Origin of the sequence: Argonema galeatum A003/A1, assembly GCF_023333595.1 — a bacterium.
GTDB classification, from domain to species: Bacteria; Cyanobacteriota; Cyanobacteriia; order Cyanobacteriales; family Aerosakkonemataceae; genus Argonema; species Argonema galeatum.
The window spans coordinates 1-15,448 of the sequence record NZ_JAIQZM010000068.1 but is presented as its reverse complement, the minus strand read 5'-3'; the positions used below and the strand labels follow the sequence as shown (position 1 = coordinate 15,448).

Annotated in this window: 22 protein-coding genes; 16 read left to right on the top strand and 6 right to left on the bottom strand. The window is 43.6% G+C overall.

Annotation, left to right across the window (positions count from 1 at the left end; genetic code table 11):
* Positions 1 to 68 precede the first annotated feature (68 nt).
* The 4 genes from LAY41_RS31390 to sufR form a co-directional block, all read right to left on the bottom strand.
* Positions 69 to 347 carry a hypothetical protein gene (locus tag LAY41_RS31390; protein WP_249106540.1) on the bottom strand — a complete coding sequence of 93 codons (279 nt, stop codon included), beginning with the start codon at positions 345 to 347 and terminating at the stop codon, positions 69 to 71.
* Positions 348 to 492: 145 nt separating this feature from the next.
* Positions 493 to 795 (bottom strand): tetratricopeptide repeat protein, encoded by a 303-nt coding sequence (locus LAY41_RS31385; RefSeq protein ID WP_249106533.1) that lies wholly within the window; start codon positions 793 to 795, stop codon positions 493 to 495.
* Between the two features lie 16 nt (positions 796 to 811).
* Positions 812 to 1,069 (bottom strand): hypothetical protein, encoded by a 258-nt coding sequence (locus tag LAY41_RS31380; RefSeq protein WP_249106530.1) that lies wholly within the window; start codon positions 1,067 to 1,069, stop codon positions 812 to 814.
* 21 nt (positions 1,070 to 1,090) lie between these two features.
* The gene (sufR, locus tag LAY41_RS31375) at positions 1,091 to 1,786 is read right to left on the bottom strand and encodes an iron-sulfur cluster biosynthesis transcriptional regulator SufR (RefSeq protein ID WP_249106528.1); all 696 of its coding nucleotides are present in this window, start codon (positions 1,784 to 1,786) and stop codon (positions 1,091 to 1,093) included.
* A gap of 220 nt (positions 1,787 to 2,006) precedes the next feature.
* Between sufR and sufB the strand changes: the two genes are divergently transcribed.
* The 9 genes from sufB (at position 2,007) to LAY41_RS31330 (ending at position 10,363) form a co-directional block, all read left to right on the top strand.
* Positions 2,007 to 3,446 (top strand): Fe-S cluster assembly protein SufB, encoded by a 1,440-nt coding sequence (gene sufB / locus LAY41_RS31370; protein ID WP_249106526.1) that lies wholly within the window; start codon positions 2,007 to 2,009, stop codon positions 3,444 to 3,446.
* A 52-nt stretch (positions 3,447 to 3,498) separates the two neighbouring features.
* Positions 3,499 to 3,933, top strand: a complete 435-nt coding sequence (locus tag LAY41_RS31365; RefSeq protein ID WP_249106525.1) for a clan AA aspartic protease — start codon at positions 3,499 to 3,501, stop codon at positions 3,931 to 3,933.
* Between the two features lie 150 nt (positions 3,934 to 4,083).
* On the top strand, positions 4,084 to 4,872 hold the full coding sequence (gene sufC, locus LAY41_RS31360) for a Fe-S cluster assembly ATPase SufC (RefSeq protein WP_249106524.1): 789 nt from the start codon (positions 4,084 to 4,086) through the stop codon (positions 4,870 to 4,872).
* Positions 4,872 to 6,281 carry a Fe-S cluster assembly protein SufD gene (gene sufD / locus LAY41_RS31355; protein ID WP_249106523.1) on the top strand — a complete coding sequence of 470 codons (1,410 nt, stop codon included), beginning with the start codon at positions 4,872 to 4,874 and terminating at the stop codon, positions 6,279 to 6,281. The genes sufC and sufD overlap by 1 nt, the downstream gene beginning before the upstream one ends.
* A gap of 126 nt (positions 6,282 to 6,407) precedes the next feature.
* A complete protein-coding gene (locus LAY41_RS31350) occupies positions 6,408 to 7,670 on the top strand; it encodes a SufS family cysteine desulfurase (RefSeq protein ID WP_249106522.1) in 1,263 nt (420 codons plus the stop codon).
* Between the two features lie 136 nt (positions 7,671 to 7,806).
* Positions 7,807 to 8,184 carry a hypothetical protein gene (locus LAY41_RS31345; RefSeq protein WP_249106520.1) on the top strand — a complete coding sequence of 126 codons (378 nt, stop codon included), beginning with the start codon at positions 7,807 to 7,809 and terminating at the stop codon, positions 8,182 to 8,184.
* A complete protein-coding gene (locus LAY41_RS31340) occupies positions 8,168 to 8,761 on the top strand; it encodes a hypothetical protein (protein ID WP_249106517.1) in 594 nt (197 codons plus the stop codon). Before LAY41_RS31345 ends, LAY41_RS31340 begins: the two co-directional genes overlap by 17 nt.
* Entirely contained in the window at positions 8,742 to 9,230 is a 489-nt protein-coding gene (locus LAY41_RS31335; protein WP_249106515.1) for a hypothetical protein, read from the top strand. The genes LAY41_RS31340 and LAY41_RS31335 overlap by 20 nt, the downstream gene beginning before the upstream one ends.
* Positions 9,231 to 9,409: 179 nt before the next feature.
* Positions 9,410 to 10,363: a DUF4238 domain-containing protein gene (locus LAY41_RS31330; protein WP_249106513.1), complete on the top strand. Its 954-nt coding sequence runs from the start codon at positions 9,410 to 9,412 to the stop codon at positions 10,361 to 10,363.
* Between the two features lie 69 nt (positions 10,364 to 10,432).
* Here the strand turns inward: LAY41_RS31330 and LAY41_RS32505 are convergent, their stop codons facing one another.
* Positions 10,433 to 10,567, bottom strand: coding sequence for a hypothetical protein (locus LAY41_RS32505; RefSeq protein WP_275974494.1), 135 nt, complete (start codon positions 10,565 to 10,567; stop codon positions 10,433 to 10,435).
* A 91-nt stretch (positions 10,568 to 10,658) separates the two neighbouring features.
* Between LAY41_RS32505 and LAY41_RS31320 the strand changes: the two genes are divergently transcribed.
* Positions 10,659 to 11,054, top strand: coding sequence for a hypothetical protein (locus tag LAY41_RS31320; RefSeq protein WP_249106512.1), 396 nt, complete (start codon positions 10,659 to 10,661; stop codon positions 11,052 to 11,054).
* The gene (locus tag LAY41_RS31315) at positions 11,008 to 11,343 is read left to right on the top strand and encodes a hypothetical protein (RefSeq protein WP_249106511.1); all 336 of its coding nucleotides are present in this window, start codon (positions 11,008 to 11,010) and stop codon (positions 11,341 to 11,343) included. The genes LAY41_RS31320 and LAY41_RS31315 overlap by 47 nt, the downstream gene beginning before the upstream one ends.
* 134 nt (positions 11,344 to 11,477) lie before the next feature.
* On the opposite strand, the gene LAY41_RS31310 is transcribed toward LAY41_RS31315, so the two are convergent.
* Positions 11,478 to 11,867: a hypothetical protein gene (locus LAY41_RS31310; protein WP_249106542.1), complete on the bottom strand. Its 390-nt coding sequence runs from the start codon at positions 11,865 to 11,867 to the stop codon at positions 11,478 to 11,480.
* Here LAY41_RS31310 and LAY41_RS31305 point away from each other — a divergent pair.
* The 5 genes from LAY41_RS31305 to LAY41_RS31285 all read left to right on the top strand — a co-directional run bounded on the left by LAY41_RS31305 (position 11,748) and on the right by LAY41_RS31285 (position 15,275).
* Complete coding sequence (locus LAY41_RS31305; RefSeq protein ID WP_249106541.1) at positions 11,748 to 13,406, top strand: NAD(P)H-quinone oxidoreductase subunit 4; 1,659 nt, start codon at positions 11,748 to 11,750, stop codon at positions 13,404 to 13,406. The genes LAY41_RS31310 and LAY41_RS31305 overlap by 120 nt on opposite strands.
* Positions 13,407 to 13,544: 138 nt before the next feature.
* Positions 13,545 to 13,805, top strand: coding sequence for an AbrB/MazE/SpoVT family DNA-binding domain-containing protein (locus LAY41_RS31300; protein ID WP_249106509.1), 261 nt, complete (start codon positions 13,545 to 13,547; stop codon positions 13,803 to 13,805).
* Positions 13,799 to 14,122, top strand: coding sequence for a type II toxin-antitoxin system PemK/MazF family toxin (locus LAY41_RS31295; RefSeq protein ID WP_249106505.1), 324 nt, complete (start codon positions 13,799 to 13,801; stop codon positions 14,120 to 14,122). The genes LAY41_RS31300 and LAY41_RS31295 overlap by 7 nt, the downstream gene beginning before the upstream one ends.
* A gap of 201 nt (positions 14,123 to 14,323) precedes the next feature.
* On the top strand, positions 14,324 to 15,040 hold the full coding sequence (locus tag LAY41_RS31290; RefSeq protein ID WP_249106503.1) for a hypothetical protein: 717 nt from the start codon (positions 14,324 to 14,326) through the stop codon (positions 15,038 to 15,040).
* Positions 15,041 to 15,068: 28 nt separating this feature from the next.
* Positions 15,069 to 15,275 carry a hypothetical protein gene (locus LAY41_RS31285; protein ID WP_249106501.1) on the top strand — a complete coding sequence of 69 codons (207 nt, stop codon included), beginning with the start codon at positions 15,069 to 15,071 and terminating at the stop codon, positions 15,273 to 15,275.
* Positions 15,276 to 15,448: the final 173 nt, after the last annotated feature.

Here is a 15,448-nt window from a genome sequence, read left to right as displayed (position 1 = left end):
ATGCCTAGAAAATGCACGGCTTTCATCCCACACCAAATAAGATTATGGTGTGGGGATTCCCGCCTTTATCAGCTAACCCGAACATCGTTCTTACCTGTCAGCGAATATGTACCGGAACTGACAACTCTGCATCCAGGGCCAGAACAATATCGATCGAGAATAATTCCACAGGGATCGGTTGAGTTATCGATGGTGAACCAAAGCCACCAACCGCTGTTTTGCTGGACATTACAAAATTTGCCTGTAATTCCTGCTTGAGCGAAGCTGGTAGATAAGTGGGGCTGAATCAAGGTTAATAAAATGGCGATCGCTCCTGCCAAAACTCCAATCAGAGCGATATTTTGCATTGCTTTCTTCATTAAATACCTTCTTTTGGGCTAGAGGTATCAACCAAAACTTACCACTTCAGAAATGCTGCCCCGCTACCATGCTCTGGCCTCATCTGACTATCCTTTTCAACCCAAGCGATCGCCTATCTTCGCTCCTAATCAGCTACTGTAATAATTTGTCCCCATTAAATAGAGGAAGATTCTTCTTGAGCCTAGACAGATTGTTTTTGGCAACTAAATTATCTGGATAAATTATCAGAACTTGTTGATAGACTTCTTCGGCACTAGCGATATTTCCTAGTAAAATATGGCATCTTGCCAAGCGTGTGTAGGCATCGGCATTTTTAGGGTCTAATTTAATGATGGAACTATTTACTTGCTTAGCCTCTTCTCCCCAGTTACCGGATTTGGCGAAAATCTCTGCTTGCTTAATGAGCTTATAAGATTCGTCAATTTTCTTAACCATTTAGAGTTTTCCCCGTTTACCAGTTCAGGAACGCTGCATCAGGGCCGTGTTCTCTTCTAATCTTACCATCCTTTTCAAACCATGCAATTATTTGTTCAGATGTCAAGCCCTCAACGGTAACGCCGTACTCTTGGGCGATATGCTTCAACAGCTTTAAAGATGAAATAGTTAATCTCGTTAAAAATTTCTCATGGGAAGCAAGCATTGCAGCGTCAACCCTAGCAGATTCTTCTAGTGTTAAAAATTGAGCCCCTGGTTGCGGTGGTTGAGTCATATCAGTTTGAGATTTTAGATTTTAAATTCGGGATTTCCCAGTAATTAAATAACCGCAGAGGTGTTGTCCGTTAATCAAGGAGTGCGTCCGCTCAACCGTAGAATCTGCGAACACAGCTGCAAACATATCTAATTCGTGGCTGCAAACCCTGGGGAAAGAAACGGCTACATCAGAAATGGCACAGTTATGCTCGATCAACATGAACTGGGAGGAATGACCATTTTTGGAACCATCAGTCTCTAAAGGATACCACTCGGCCATGTAGCCTTCGGCACGACGGAGATCTACTAAGTTGGCAACGCGATCTTGGAGGGAACCACTACCTAAGCGATCGCAATATTCCATCGCCTTGCGCTCCCACTGTTTGTGTAGTATTAGATCGACCTGCTCATGACCGAGGGTTTGTGCGATCGTATCCAGCAGCGCCACGGCAAATTTACCGTGACTGTTCGGGAAGCGATCGCGTCCCTTGCGGCTCAGGCGGTAGACGTGCTGCGGACGCCCCATCCCAACCTGAACCGATTGATACTCGATCAGCTCCTCCGCCTCCAAATCCTTCAGGTGGCGGCGAATCGCTTGCGGGCTAATATCCAGAGAGTCAGCCAACTCGTGCGCTCTTGCTTGACCCCGCTTCATCAAATGTTGCAGGATGTCTTCTTTAGTGGAGGGTTGCTGAGCGATCTGGGTAAGACCCAGATCTGTTTCACAGATCGTCATGGCGGCTTCCATAAGTCAACGGCCCAAATGTGACTTTGACAACTTAATTGTTGTTAATGTAGCTTAAAATAGAATTGAGCAACAAATTTGTTGTTTAAGTCTATTGTAATACCACAGGGCAAGTGTTGGCATCAACCTCACCCGCCCAAATCAAAGCCCACACCTCTGCCATCCTTAAAGATTTCTTGAGAACACGAGAACACCAGAGAACACGATAAACATGAGCGCAACGGTCAAAACCTTAGTCAACCAACCCTACAAGTACGGGTTTGTCACCGATATTGAGTCAGACACCATTCCTCGCGGTCTCAGCGAGGATGTAGTTCGCCTCATCTCCGCCAAAAAGAACGAGCCAGAGTTCATGCTGGAGTTTCGCCTCAGAGCATACCGCCAGTGGCTGAAGATGACAGAGCCAACCTGGCCCCAAGTAAAGTATCCTCCAATTAACTACCAAGACATCATCTATTACTCGGCTCCCAAGCAAAAGCCGAAAAAACTTAACAGCTTGGAAGAAGTAGACCCAACTCTGCTAGAAACATTCGAGAAGCTAGGCATTTCGCTGTCTGAACAGAAGCGCCTCTCCAACGTCGCCGTGGATGCCATCTTTGATAGCGTCTCCGTCGCCACCACCTTCAAGGACAAGTTAGCCAAAGATGGCGTAATCTTCTGTTCCATCTCCGAAGCCTTGAAAGAACATCCAGAATTATTGCGGAAGTATCTTGGCAGCGTAGTGCCGATCGGAGATAACTACTATGCAGCCCTCAACTCAGCCGTATTCAGCGATGGCTCCTTCGTCTACATTCCCAAGAATACCCGCTGCCCGATGGAATTGTCCACCTACTTCCGCATCAACACAGGCGATAGCGGTCAGTTCGAGCGGACATTAATTATTGCCGAAGAAGGCAGCCAAGTGTCATATTTGGAGGGCTGTACAGCTCCCATGTTCGACACCAACCAATTGCACGCCGCCGTAGTAGAATTAGTTGCCCTAGATAACGCAGAAATCAAATACTCTACCGTCCAAAACTGGTACGCCGGAGACGAAAACGGCAAAGGCGGCATTTACAACTTTGTCACCAAACGGGGACTCTGCCAAGGAGTCAATTCTAAGATTTCTTGGACGCAAGTTGAAACTGGTTCTGCTATTACTTGGAAATATCCAAGCTGCGTATTAGTTGGCGATAATTCGATTGGCGAATTCTACTCAGTGGCGCTGACTAACCACAAACAGCAAGCCGACACTGGAACTAAGATGATCCACATTGGCAAAAACACCCGCAGCACGATCATTTCCAAGGGTATTTCTGCCGGTAAGTCCCAGAATAGCTATCGCGGTTTAGTTAAAATTGGCCCCAAAGCCAACGGCGCACGGAATTATTCCCAGTGCGACTCAATGCTAATTGGCGATAATGCTCAAGCGAACACTTTCCCATATATTCAAGTGCAGAATAACACCGGGAAAGTGGAGCATGAGGCTTCTACTTCCAAGATTGGGGAAGATCAATTATTCTATTTCTCCCAACGCGGCATTTCCCAAGAAGATGCTATCTCAATGATGATTAGCGGTTTCTGTAAGGATGTGTTCAATCAATTGCCGATGGAATTTGCTGTAGAAGCTGACAGATTGTTGAGTTTGAAGTTGGAAGGAAGTGTTGGCTAATTCTTGTGGGGCGGGCATCTTGCCTGCCCGACTGCTAGGAGGATCGATTCAGGTGAAAACAGCAAGCATGGGAATTACTTACGCAGATATAGAACTGATTCGCAGTGATGATTTAGCACTGGTTGCAGCAGGGTTCATCCAAGAGGATCGGATTAGGCGAGTAAGGGTGACAGCATTGGTAGACAGCGGTGCTTCAATGCTGGTTATCCCTGAATCAATCAAAAACCAACTTAATTTGCGAAAAGTGGATGAACAACAAGCAGAATTGGCAGATGGAACTGTAATAAACATGGATGTGGTTGGGCCTATAGAAATCCGGTTTGAAAATCGGAGAGCGATCGCTGATGCACTGGTTCTATCTGGTGAAGTTGAGGTTTTACTGGGTGCAATTCCTATGCAAGCAATGGATGTTTTAATCGATCCGAAAAACGAAAGATTGATTGTCAATCCCAAGAGTCCTGACAAGGCTAGGATGTTACTCAAGTGACACCAGAAAAAGAAACGACAATAGAAATGCGATCGGTTAATTAGTAGGCATTTGATCTGCTAATAATGGAGTGACAGGCGAGACGCCTGTTCTACAACAGGATAACGAACCACGAAGACGCGAAGGGCGCGAAGGAAGAAGAAAAGGAAGATGATTATTGAGAATAGTGAGGTGATTCTATCAGTTCGCGACCTAACAGCGAATGTTGATGGCAATCAGATTTTGAAGGGTGTGAATTTGGAACTAAAGGCTGGAGAAATCCATGCCATCATGGGGCCGAATGGTTCTGGTAAGAGTACCTTATCGAAGGTTTTGGCTGGACATCCTGCTTATGAGGTGACTGGCGGTGAGGTGATTTTTCAGGGCCAGAATCTTTTGGAAATGGAACCGGAAGAACGGGCGCGGGGTGGTGTGTTTTTAGCTTTTCAATATCCGCTGGAAATTCCGGGTGTAAGTAATGTAAATTTTCTGCGCGTTGCCTATAATTCTGGTCGCAAGGCTAAGGGTTTGGAGGAACTGGATGCGTTTGATTTTGATGAGTTAATTCAGGAAAAGTTGGATGTAGTAAAGATGAATCCAGCTTTCCTCAACCGCAGTGTGAATGAAGGTTTTTCTGGTGGTGAAAAGAAGCGGAATGAGATTCTGCAAATGGCACTGCTGGAACCAAAGTTAGCAATTCTGGATGAGACGGATTCTGGTTTGGATATCGACGCGCTGAAGATTGTGGCGAATGGCGTTAATCAGTTAGCAAAACCTGATAATGCAACTCTAATGATTACTCACTATCAGCGATTGCTGAGTTACATTGTGCCTGACTTTGTTCACGTGATGGAAGGCGGGCGAATTATCAGCAGTGGAACTAAGGAATTGGCGCTGGAATTGGAAGAACGCGGTTATGAGTGGGTACGGGAAGAAGAACCATCTGAGGTGGGAGTGTGATGAGCAGTCAGGTGTTAAAATCTATTTCTATAAGTCGGGATGCTTATCTGACTGGGCTGTTAAACCTGGTTTCTAAAGGAACCCCACCCCAACCCTCCCCGCCTGCGGGGAGGGGGCCGGAGAGGGGGTTGGAGGGTTGGTTGGAGGAGTTGGAGGGTTGGTTGCAGGGATTGCGCGATCGATCTTCTGCTATCCTTCTCGAAGAAACTTTCCCTAGCACAAGGGATGAAGCATGGCGCTTTACTGATTTGTCTCCTCTTTTGCAGGTGACGTTTCAGCTACCAGAAACTAGCAATGTCGCGTCTATACCATCATCGGAGATTACGCCGCTGATTTTCTCGGAAGCAGCGGATAGTCGGTTGGTATTTGTCAATGGCGTTTATGCGCCCCAACTATCTTCTGTTGCTGGTTTGCCAGTAGGAGTATTTGCGGGTAATTTAACAGCATTACCTGAAAGTTATCGCTCCAGTATCCCGAATTATTTGGGCAAGCAACATGGGGCGACTGAAGTTTTCACCGCCCTCAATACAGCGGGATTGACAGATGCAGCAGTCGTATGGGTGTCGAAAAATCAGGTAGTTGAAACTCCTATCCACCTGCTGTTTATCTCTACGCTAAGTGAATCGCCCACAATTTCTCAACCACGCTGTCTGGTAGTAGCTGAAACTAACAGTCAAGTAACTTTGGTTGAAGATTACTTGACAATAAGTGATTGGTGTGCAGATCAGTCTCATCCATACTTTGTGAATGCCGTTACAGAAATTTGGGCACAAGAAAATGCTCAAATTAACCACAGTCGGATTCAAAGAGATAGCAACGTCGCCTTTCACATTGGCAAGACGGCTATTTCTCAAGCGCGTCACAGTCGCTATACCTGCAATGCGATTAATTTGGGTGGAAAAATATCGCGACACAATTTGGAAGTCTACCAGACGGGCCAAGAAACAGAAACTACCCTCAATGGTTTGACGATGATTGCTGGCGCACAAGTGGCGGATACTCACAGTGCTTTAATTCTTAACCACCCCCACAGCACAAGTCGTCAGTTGCAGAAGAATATTGCACGCGATCGATCTCATGTTGTATTTAACGGCAGAGTTTTTGTTGCCAAAGCAGCACAATTGACAGATGCTGGACAACTTAACCGCAATTTGTTGCTATCGCCAAAAGCCAGAATTGATACAAAACCTCAACTGGAAATTATTGCCGATAATGTCAAATGCAGTCACGGCGCAACCGTGAGTCAGTTAGATGATGAGGAAGTGTTTTATCTGCAAAGTCGCGGTTTAGATAAAGTCAGCGCCTACAATTTGCTGGTTGATGCTTTTGCAGCGGAGATTCTTAACCAAATTCCGTTGAATTCTGTGGGAATAATGCTTTCTCAGTGTATTGCTTGTCGAACAATTTAATATTGGGGTATTGGAAATTTTAGATTTTAGATTTTAGATTTTATTTCAATCTGCAATCTACAATTTTAAATCTTAAATTCTCCCCCTAGCCCCTAGCCCCTAGTCCCTAGCCCCTTTTTTCCTGCCATGACTATTACTCAAGAAAAAACATTAGCCGATCGCGTCCGTGCTGACTTCCCCATTTTGAAGCAAGAAGTTAACGGCAAACCTTTAGTTTATTTAGATAACGCCGCCACATCGCAAAAACCTGTGGCGGTTCTTGATGCGCTGCGAAATTATTACGAACATGATAATTCTAACGTGCATCGCGGCGCTCATACCCTCAGTGCTAGGGCGACAGATGCTTATGAAGGTGCTAGAGAAAAAATTGCTAAATTTGTTAATGCAACTTTCCCCCAGGAAATTATTTACACGCGCAATGCTTCCGAGGCAATTAACTTAGTAGCTTATGCTTGGGGACTAACAAATCTGCAACCGGGAGATGAAGTTATCCTGTCGGTGATGGAACACCACAGCAATTTAGTTCCTTGGCAACTTGTCGCCAAAACCACTGGCGCAGTGCTGAAATTTGTGGAACTGACACCAAATCAAGAATTCGATTTGGAACAGTACAAAACGCTGGTTTCGGATAAAACAAAACTGGTTTCTCTGGTTCACGTTTCCAACACGCTGGGCTGTATTAATCCGGTGAAAAAAATTACCCAAATTGCTCACCATTACGGAGCAAAAGTATTAATTGATGCCTGCCAAAGCGTGCCTCATTTGGCTATCGACGTGCAGCAAATTGATTGCGATTGGCTAGTTGCTTCCAGCCACAAGATGTGCGGGCCGACTGGCATCGGCTTCCTTTATGGTAAGCGAGATTTGCTGCGAGCAATGCCTCCCTTCATGGGCGGTGGCGAAATGATTGCGGATGTGTTTTTAGAGCATTCTACTTATGCTGATTTGCCGCATAAGTTTGAAGCAGGAACGCCTGCGATCGCAGAAGCGATCGGACTCGGTGCTGCTGTCGATTATCTCAGCAATATTGGCATGGATAAAATTCATGCTTATGAAGCGGAATTGACAGCATATTTATTTGAACAATTGCGGCAAATTCCCGAACTCATACTTTATGGGCCACAACCTAATAGTAATGGCGAAGGTAGAGCCGCACTCGCTGCTTTTACTGCTGGTGAAGTGCATCCACATGACTTGTCTACGATTTTAGATCAAGCGGGGGTTGCTATTAGGGCTGGACATCATTGCACTCAACCTTTACACCGTTATATCAAAGCGCAATCGACTGCGAGAGCGAGTTTGTATTTCTACAATACGCGGGAAGAGATTGATGTGTTTATTGCGGCGTTGAAGGAGGCGATCGAGTTTTTCGGGGGGATTTTTGGGTAAGATGGTTGGGTGGGCTTTTGCCCACCTTGATAATTTTATTATTCGTCATAGTAGAGGTAGTAGCAAAATATGATATAATTGCTTTTAAGCATAAAAAGCAATCTATAAAAATTGAAGCATCCGGCAAAAAGGCATTATGAGTGAAAACAAAGAATTACAACAACAGGACGATAGCCCTCCTTTGAAGGAGATAAAATTTAACTATATCAAAAGCAACTTATTTCGTGTTGTTCGGGTAGATGGAATTTGGGCTGGAATTACACCAAATCTTGATATCAACGTAAACCTCTGTAGCGAGCGATATCCTATCCCACAACAAACTTTGCATAAAATAGCTCCTGATGGATCAATTGGAGAAGAAATAATAGATGAAAGGATTAGTCGTGATGGAATAGTTCGAGAGGTTGAAGTGGGAGCAGTCATGGACATTTCAACGGCTAAATCATTAATCGAATTACTACAAGAGCTAATTGAACAGGTAGAAAAGGTAACAGAAAATGAAGAGCCTGAGTAAGCTTTCTAAGATTCAAGGGATTGAGACTGCAAGGCGAAAATGTACTATTACAGAAGCAAATTTAATGGCTTCTCGACCAACTATTCCGCAAGGCGTAATCGGAATATTATCAACAAGTAATAGCACAAAAAATAAGGTCTACCTGGATCAGAAAAGTTTTAGTAGATCGGCAGCCAAACATTATATAGCCCAAACAGAGACTCCTAAGACTGGCGAAGAAGCATGGTTTCTCAAAAGCATACGAAAATTACAAAAATTAGAAAATCTGCCAGCTAACTGGGATAGTTATGGTGCTAATCCACCAAACTCAATAGCTCTCTTGTGGGGAAGAAAATCCCTCACAGTTTTATTTGAGATGAATTTCCCGCCTACTCAAATTACACCATCTGTAGAGGAAGGTATAGGAATTTGCTTTATTAGAGGTAAAAAATACGCTGATATTGAGTGTTTCAACACAGGAGAAATTTTAGCTGTGACCTCTGATGGTCAGGGTAATCCGAATGTATGGGAAGTAAATCCTAGCCGAGAAGAACTTAAAAATTCACTAGAAAGAATCCGTGTCTACCTCCAATCCTGATCGCCCAGAACGAATGTACCGCGCTGGTCGCCCAGTCGATCCAGATTTCTCACCAGAGGAAAACCTGTACTTCCGATCTAAAGAAATTCCAACAGTAGACGAGCGTGTAATCCCAACAGGAATTAGATTTCCAGATTTTTCTGTAAATCGCTCAAAGTATAGCGAACCTGAAGATGTGTTAATCCCCAGCTATGGAGAGTATGGCATTTTGACATTCAAGGTAAAAGATATTCCAGCACCAGAAACAACAAATAAAACCACATTATACGAGTGGAAAGCAGTACATGAACCTACTGATGATAACTATTCTCATTCGGAAGTTCAAACGTTTAAAAATGGAGAGTACAAAAAAAAGCTGGATATACCCACAACACTGAAAAAGCAATTTAGAATGATTCTTAGTGAGAGAATGTCTGTTATCCCTGAACAAAAAAAAGGTAATTCTGAAGATGATACTACTTCTAACTGATCGGAAGTTTGCTTACCTTACTTTCTCAGTGCGTCGTAGGTGTGGAAGGAGCGATCGACTTTTTTGGTGGGCTGTTTGGGTAATAAGTTAATTTAGAAAAAGTAAGTAGGGATTGTAAAACCTACTTACTCAGTTATCTATAATATAAAGTAACCACCGATAAGCCAACTGTTATTGCTATGAATAAACCTAATGGCCCAACTGAGAATCAACACTTTGTACCTCGATACCTTTTAAGAAATTTTACAGATGATAAAGGTAGAATATGGGAATTTTCTACCTTGTTAAAAAAGTCTAAACGGCGTAATGGAGTAAAAAATATAGGAACTGCTCATAAATTTTACGACTTTCCAGAAAAATCATCAATTCGTCCAAAAGATGACCCTCTGGCATCCAAACAAGTTTTTCATGTTTTAAATACAAAAATAGAGGCAACAGAACCTGCTTTATTAGAAAATACTTTTTTTAATAAAATTGATAACGAAGCTGCGAAAATCCTCAATAATTTCGTTCAGAAAACAAAAAAAATCACACAGAAAGAAAACAAAATGTTTCCAATTAATATTTTGAACCAAGAAGAAAAAGATGACTTGGCTGGAATATTAACCATACAGGCTTTTAGAACTAAAAAATTTAAAGATACTTTAATGGAGTTATTTCTTGATTTTAGTCAATCAAAAAATGTAAGTGTAAATTTAGTTGATAAAGATGATTCAATAATTCTAGCTAAATATGGATTATACAATAAAATTTTGTTCAATAGAATATCAGATTTATTTATAAATTATATATGGAAAATTTGTTTTAACAATAGCAATCAGCCTTTTTTCATCTCTGATAATCCAGTAGTTATGCAACCACATCTAAAATCAAGTGACTATTCCTATAAAGGAAGACTAGAACTAAATGAAGGAGCAGGAACAGAAGTAGTTTGTCCCCTTACATCCGACATTATACTAATAATGCGCGATAGGAGTTATTTTAGCGAAGATGCCAACAATGAGAATAAGCTAGTTTTATTGTCTATAGAAGAAGTTAACAATTACAATAAATTGCAAGTGTTGCAATGTGACAAAAAGTTTTTTTGCAAAGAAGATAAATTTGATTTAGCTAAAAAAATATATAATTGTTGATAGTGGGCGAACAAGAAGGAAATTACCCGGCTAAGATGTGTGTTGATAGAAAGACAGTTTTGCTAGCGGCTAAAACATTTGCCGAATTAGGACAACTTGACCCGTCACTTTCTTGGGAAGAAGATAAATCATTGGTAGTGCTTTAGTAAAGTGCGTTAGCGAAGCGGCGCGATCGCGCTTCGCCCTCTGTTCATCTGCGTCCATCTGCGGTGCATCTGCGGTGAAAAGAAAAGAGCGATCGCACTTTCCATCCGCATTCAGTTAAAATAGTCCCAACAGTACCAGACATCAAGCCATGTCAGAAGTCAGCACCCCGCAGCAGGCAGAAAAAATAATACACCATCCCCTAGAAACTGTACTTAAAGACTTAGAATACTTAGTCAAAAGTCTGGAGATGGAACTTGATGTAGCGCCAAGCGATCGCAAAGCGCATCAAGACTTATTGCATCGCATCCACCGAGTTTCTTTATCAGCACTCCAAACACCCGATGAAGCTTGGCCCTTATCAGTACCAAGTCCCAAAAAAGAGCCGCAGGAACTAACGAAGGAAGAACAAGAAATGCTGGAAAATGGAGTATTCTTAACAGAAGGTGAAATTGGCGAAGAAATTAATGTAGACGCGATAAACAAGCGGTTGAAGGAACGTGGCTACCAAATCGAATTATCTTTTTCAGAAACACCCGAAGGTTGACAGCGAAGACTTACCAGCTTTGCCAACTGAGTTACAAGAAGATTTCGCCGAAATATACAAGCCTATCTTAATGGCCGATCCTTTTCGTTGCGGTGGCTTCCCCAACCACGCCTTAGAAGGACGGTTAAAGGATTATCGTACTTTAGAAATAGACTGGATTGGTGTTTCCTATCGCCTGGTGTATTGTGTCTACGAATCTCCAGCGCCTAAACGGGTGTTTGTAGTAAGTTTTGCGGAACACAATCCAGCCTATGATAAGGCAAAAGAACGAACTGGCAGAGCAAAATAGAGGGAATGAGAAATGCGATCGCTCTTTCTTCTCTTTCTTCTTCGCGTCCTAATTCGTTAACGCGTCTTCGCGGTTCGTTAAAAAAAGACCGATCGCCTCCTCACCTCCTAAAACACTACAGGACAGCCAACCCCCTAAATGACTAAAATCAAAGCTAACCAGCGTTTTTGAGCGTTAGAGCGAGATTTAGGGTGCGATCGCGTAGCGTGCTGTAGGCATATCGCGTAGCTGACGAATGGCAGATCGACATCTATATAAATTTGCCGATGATTACCTGAGCAAAAAAAATATGAAGAAATATTACTAAAACTTAGTAGAATAGTTTTTGTCACAGGTAAGTATTTATTCTCATTGCTATGATGGCCGATCGATTTCCCTGGCTTACCGCGATTGTCCTGCTCCCACTGGTTGCTTCCTTCCTTATCCCCGTATTGCCCGATAAAAACGGCAAGAATGTGCGGTGGTATGCCCTGGGTGTAGGCATTGCGGACTTTTTCTTGATGTGCTACGCCTTTTGGAAGCATTACGATGCGAGCAGCGCTACTTTTCAACTCGCGGAAAAGTATGCCTGGGTGCCTCAGTTAGGTATATACTGGGCCGTTTCGGTCGATGGGCTATCTGTCCCGCTTGTGCTTCTGGCAGGATTAGTGACCACACTAGCGATTCTGTCGGCGTGGCAAATCGATATGAAACCCCGCCTCTTCTATTTCCTGATGCTGGTGCTGTATTCAGCACAGGTAGGGGTATTTGTCGCGCAAGACTTGATGCTGCTATTCATTGTGTGGGAACTGGAACTGGTTCCCGTCTACTTGCTTGTCTCGATTTGGGGCGGCCAAAAGCGTCGCTATGCCGCTACAAAATTCTTGATCTACACCGCAGCGACGTCCGTATTTATTTTAGTGGCAGCGCTGGCAATGGCGCTCTATGGCGGCAGTAATATCACCTTCGATATGGCGGAACTTGCCCTGAAGGATTACCCGCTAACTTTAGAACTGCTGCTTTACGCGGGATTGCTGATTTCCTTTGGTCTTAAGCTAGCTGTTTTCCCCCTACACACCTGGCTGCCTGACGCCCACGGCGAAGCATCCGCTCCCGTATCGATGATTCTGGCTGGCGTGCTGCTGAAGATGGGCGGATACGGACTAATTCGGGTGAATATGGGGCTTCTCCCGGATGCACATATTTACTTTGCACCAGTTCTGGCGATTCTGGGCGTTGTCAACATTATTTATGGGGCTTTAAATTCTTTTGCCCAGTCGAACATGAAACGCCGTCTTGCCTATTCTTCAGTTTCCCACATGGGATTCGTACTGCTGGGAATTGCATCCTTTACTGACTTGGGAATCAACGGCGCGATGCTACAAATGATTTCCCACGGTTTGATTGCAGCAGTGTTGTTCTTTCTAGCAGGGGTGACTTACGATCGCACCCACACCCTATCATTGGAAGAAATGGGCGGTATCGGTCAGGTAATGCCTAAAGTGTTTGCCTTGTTTACCATAGCGGCGATGGCATCTTTGGCACTTCCCGGTATGAGCGGCTTTGCTAGCGAAATCACGGTGTTCCTTGGTGTGACAACTAGCGATATCTACAGCTCGTCATTCCGCACCGTAACGGTTTTCCTCGCCGCAGTCGGATTGATACTCACGCCGATTTATTTACTCTCCATGCTGCGACAGATATTTTACAATTCTGGTACAGCAAGCACTTGCGACATTACACCTTCCTGCGACATTAATGATTTAGACTTGAAAAATCAGGGATCTGAGGAAGCCGTTTGTTTCGGTACAAGCTGCGTCCTCCCAAGTCAGGCAGAGTTTATAGATGCCAAACCACGGGAAATATTTATCGCTGCTTGCTTTTTGGCGCTGATTATCGGGATTGGGTTGTACCCGAAGATGGCGATGCAAGTGTACGATGTAACGACTGTGGCGGTGAATGCTCAAGTCCGCGAGTCCTATACCCAATTAGCACAAGCAAATCCCCAGATTTATGCCCACAGTGTCTTGTTTCCTCAAATCGCAGCGTCTGAAGTAGCTGCTGTTGCGGGGATTTCTAAGTAATTCGATTGACTTCTGTTGATAATTGAGCGATCGTTCTGGAAAGTGCGATCGCTTTTTGCTACTTTCACCCCCGACCCTTGACAATCACACTAAATGTGTTAACAATGTAATTACTATAACTGACCAAGCTACCTAGACATGGGCGCAACAATCAGAAGCCGAATTGTTAAAATCGGCAACTCTCAAGGCATTCGTATTCCTAAACCGCTTTTAGAGCAGAGCGGTATTCACGAAGAAGTTGAAATTGAGGTGGAAGGCGATCGGTTGATTGTTCGCCCAGCAACGCGATCGCGTCTTGGATGGAATGAAGCATTTGCAACAATGGCAGAGCGAAAAGATGATGTTCTCCTAGATGATGTAAGCACTACAAACTGGGAACGGGTTGAATGGGAATGGTAGTCCAACGTTTCAATGTTTTTCTAGTTAATCTAGATCCTACAGTAGGCAGTGAAATTCAGAAAACCCGACCCTGTGTAGTGATTTCGCCAGATGAGATGAACCACCACATCGCTACCGTCATCGTTGCACCAACGATCGCCAAGGGTCAAGCATATCCCACCCGTATAGCTTGTCAGTTTCAGGGCAAAGATGGGCAAATTGTTCTCGATCAGATCCGAACAGTAGACAAAACTCGATTGGTTAAACACCTCGGTCAAATCAGCCCCGATGAGCAAAGAGCAGTTCTCAATACCTTGGCTGAGATGTTTGCCGAGTGAATCTTCAAGTAACTTTGTCAGACACCAGTGCCAAAACCTCAAGGCACGCGATTATACCCCACCCACAAGCACCAGAAATGAGGGGTGACACCCCTCATTTCTGGTGCATAGGAATTTAAGTTAAGATTAATGGAGATTGGGCAGTAAAATTCTAAAATCAAAGATTATTGGGGTTGAGCGGCGACTGTTGGGAGTTCACATTTGTTAACACAGCGCTTACAAGCAAAATATATTAAAGCTGAACTAGAATCCCTGATTAACGATGCTTTGTTGATAGATCCTGCTTTGGCTAAACGGCTAGATGAACTCCGGCGTTGGATTAAGGACAAAAAAGTTGGCCTACTGACAAGAAAACCCTTGCTACTTGACTTTGTGAGCGAACTGATTTTAGATACTAGATTGTGGCTCAAGCTTAAACAATTACCCTCACAGGAAAAGCAGAGGTTTTTTGAAAAAGCTCAAATGACACAAGCTGAGAAATACTGGTATGAGTTTTTATTTCCTCAATGGTTTAACGAGTGCGATCCAAAACTTGACACCTGGAAAAGTAAGATGATGTCAGGTGAATATACTCAGCAAGATGTAGTATTAATCAATGCCCTGTCCGATCAAATAGAAAGTTGTGGAGGCGCTTGTTTATGGCGTTATATCATAGATTTGTCAATGGCGACTGACTTACTGACTAGCGGGAACTCGGATGAACCATTATGCGTTCAAATGACGATAAGTTCTCCTGAATGGTTGGCAAATAAAAAGGATCATTGGGAAGCGACTCTCCGTTATTGGGGTATAACCAGAGGACTGCTATTGAGCGTCAATCCAAAAAATCTGGATGATAACCTCAGTCTTTTGGCAGATGCCATTCTACAGAAAGGAGAATCTCTTCCAGAAAGCTGTTATGACCTACACATTTATTGAATAAAAGAGTGCTATGTTTGAGGTAGTGATGGGAATTGAAAACAGTATCCTTAATAAAGACGCAGTGGAAAGCGCTCTCCTCTCTCTCAAAGCTATTCGGACTTACGAACGCGACAGGCGTACTCATGGTGTTAGGCGTGTTGAACTTTACTACGAAGATATAGAGGGTGATTGGCTGGAAAAATGGGGTGAAGAAGATGAGTCTGAGTCGAAGCGACCACAGTTAACCAATTGAACGGTAAGTTCTTTTTTTTGTTCGCCGATAATAAGATTCCAATTAACCCAAAATACTTATAACCTTAGCCCGCGTTGGCGGGCTTTTATTTTTATCAGAGAATTGGGTTTAAAACCCCGTCATAAGAAGGACGGCTTTTCTGGCTAACGAAATATAGCGGTACGCGCTGGCAT

Bases quoted from the DNA above. Each gene is read 5' to 3' on its own strand.
- LAY41_RS31385 (WP_249106533.1), bottom strand. From the start codon at position 795: ATGGTTAAGAAAATTGACGAATCTTATAAGCTCATTAAGCAAGCAGAG.
- sufD (WP_249106523.1), top strand. From the start codon at position 4,872: ATGAGCAGTCAGGTGTTAAAATCTATTTCTATAAGTCGGGATGCTTAT.
- LAY41_RS31380 (WP_249106530.1), bottom strand. From the start codon at position 1,069: ATGACTCAACCACCGCAACCAGGGGCTCAATTTTTAACACTAGAAGAA.
- LAY41_RS32505 (WP_275974494.1), bottom strand. From the start codon at position 10,567: ATGGACGCAGATGAACAGAGGGCGAAGCGCGATCGCGCCGCTTCGCTA.
- LAY41_RS31340 (WP_249106517.1), top strand. From the start codon at position 8,168: ATGAAGAGCCTGAGTAAGCTTTCTAAGATTCAAGGGATTGAGACTGCA.
- LAY41_RS31320 (WP_249106512.1), top strand. From the start codon at position 10,659: ATGTCAGAAGTCAGCACCCCGCAGCAGGCAGAAAAAATAATACACCAT.
- sufC (WP_249106524.1), top strand. From the start codon at position 4,084: ATGATTATTGAGAATAGTGAGGTGATTCTATCAGTTCGCGACCTAACA.
- LAY41_RS31310 (WP_249106542.1), bottom strand. From the start codon at position 11,867: ATGCTTCCAAAAGGCGTAGCACATCAAGAAAAAGTCCGCAATGCCTAC.
- LAY41_RS31390 (WP_249106540.1), bottom strand. From the start codon at position 347: ATGCAAAATATCGCTCTGATTGGAGTTTTGGCAGGAGCGATCGCCATT.
- LAY41_RS31330 (WP_249106513.1), top strand. From the start codon at position 9,410: ATGAATAAACCTAATGGCCCAACTGAGAATCAACACTTTGTACCTCGA.
- LAY41_RS31295 (WP_249106505.1), top strand. From the start codon at position 13,799: ATGGTAGTCCAACGTTTCAATGTTTTTCTAGTTAATCTAGATCCTACA.
- LAY41_RS31300 (WP_249106509.1), top strand. From the start codon at position 13,545: ATGGGCGCAACAATCAGAAGCCGAATTGTTAAAATCGGCAACTCTCAA.
- sufB (WP_249106526.1), top strand. From the start codon at position 2,007: ATGAGCGCAACGGTCAAAACCTTAGTCAACCAACCCTACAAGTACGGG.
- sufR (WP_249106528.1), bottom strand. From the start codon at position 1,786: ATGACGATCTGTGAAACAGATCTGGGTCTTACCCAGATCGCTCAGCAA.
- LAY41_RS31350 (WP_249106522.1), top strand. From the start codon at position 6,408: ATGACTATTACTCAAGAAAAAACATTAGCCGATCGCGTCCGTGCTGAC.
- LAY41_RS31345 (WP_249106520.1), top strand. From the start codon at position 7,807: ATGAGTGAAAACAAAGAATTACAACAACAGGACGATAGCCCTCCTTTG.
- LAY41_RS31285 (WP_249106501.1), top strand. From the start codon at position 15,069: ATGGGAATTGAAAACAGTATCCTTAATAAAGACGCAGTGGAAAGCGCT.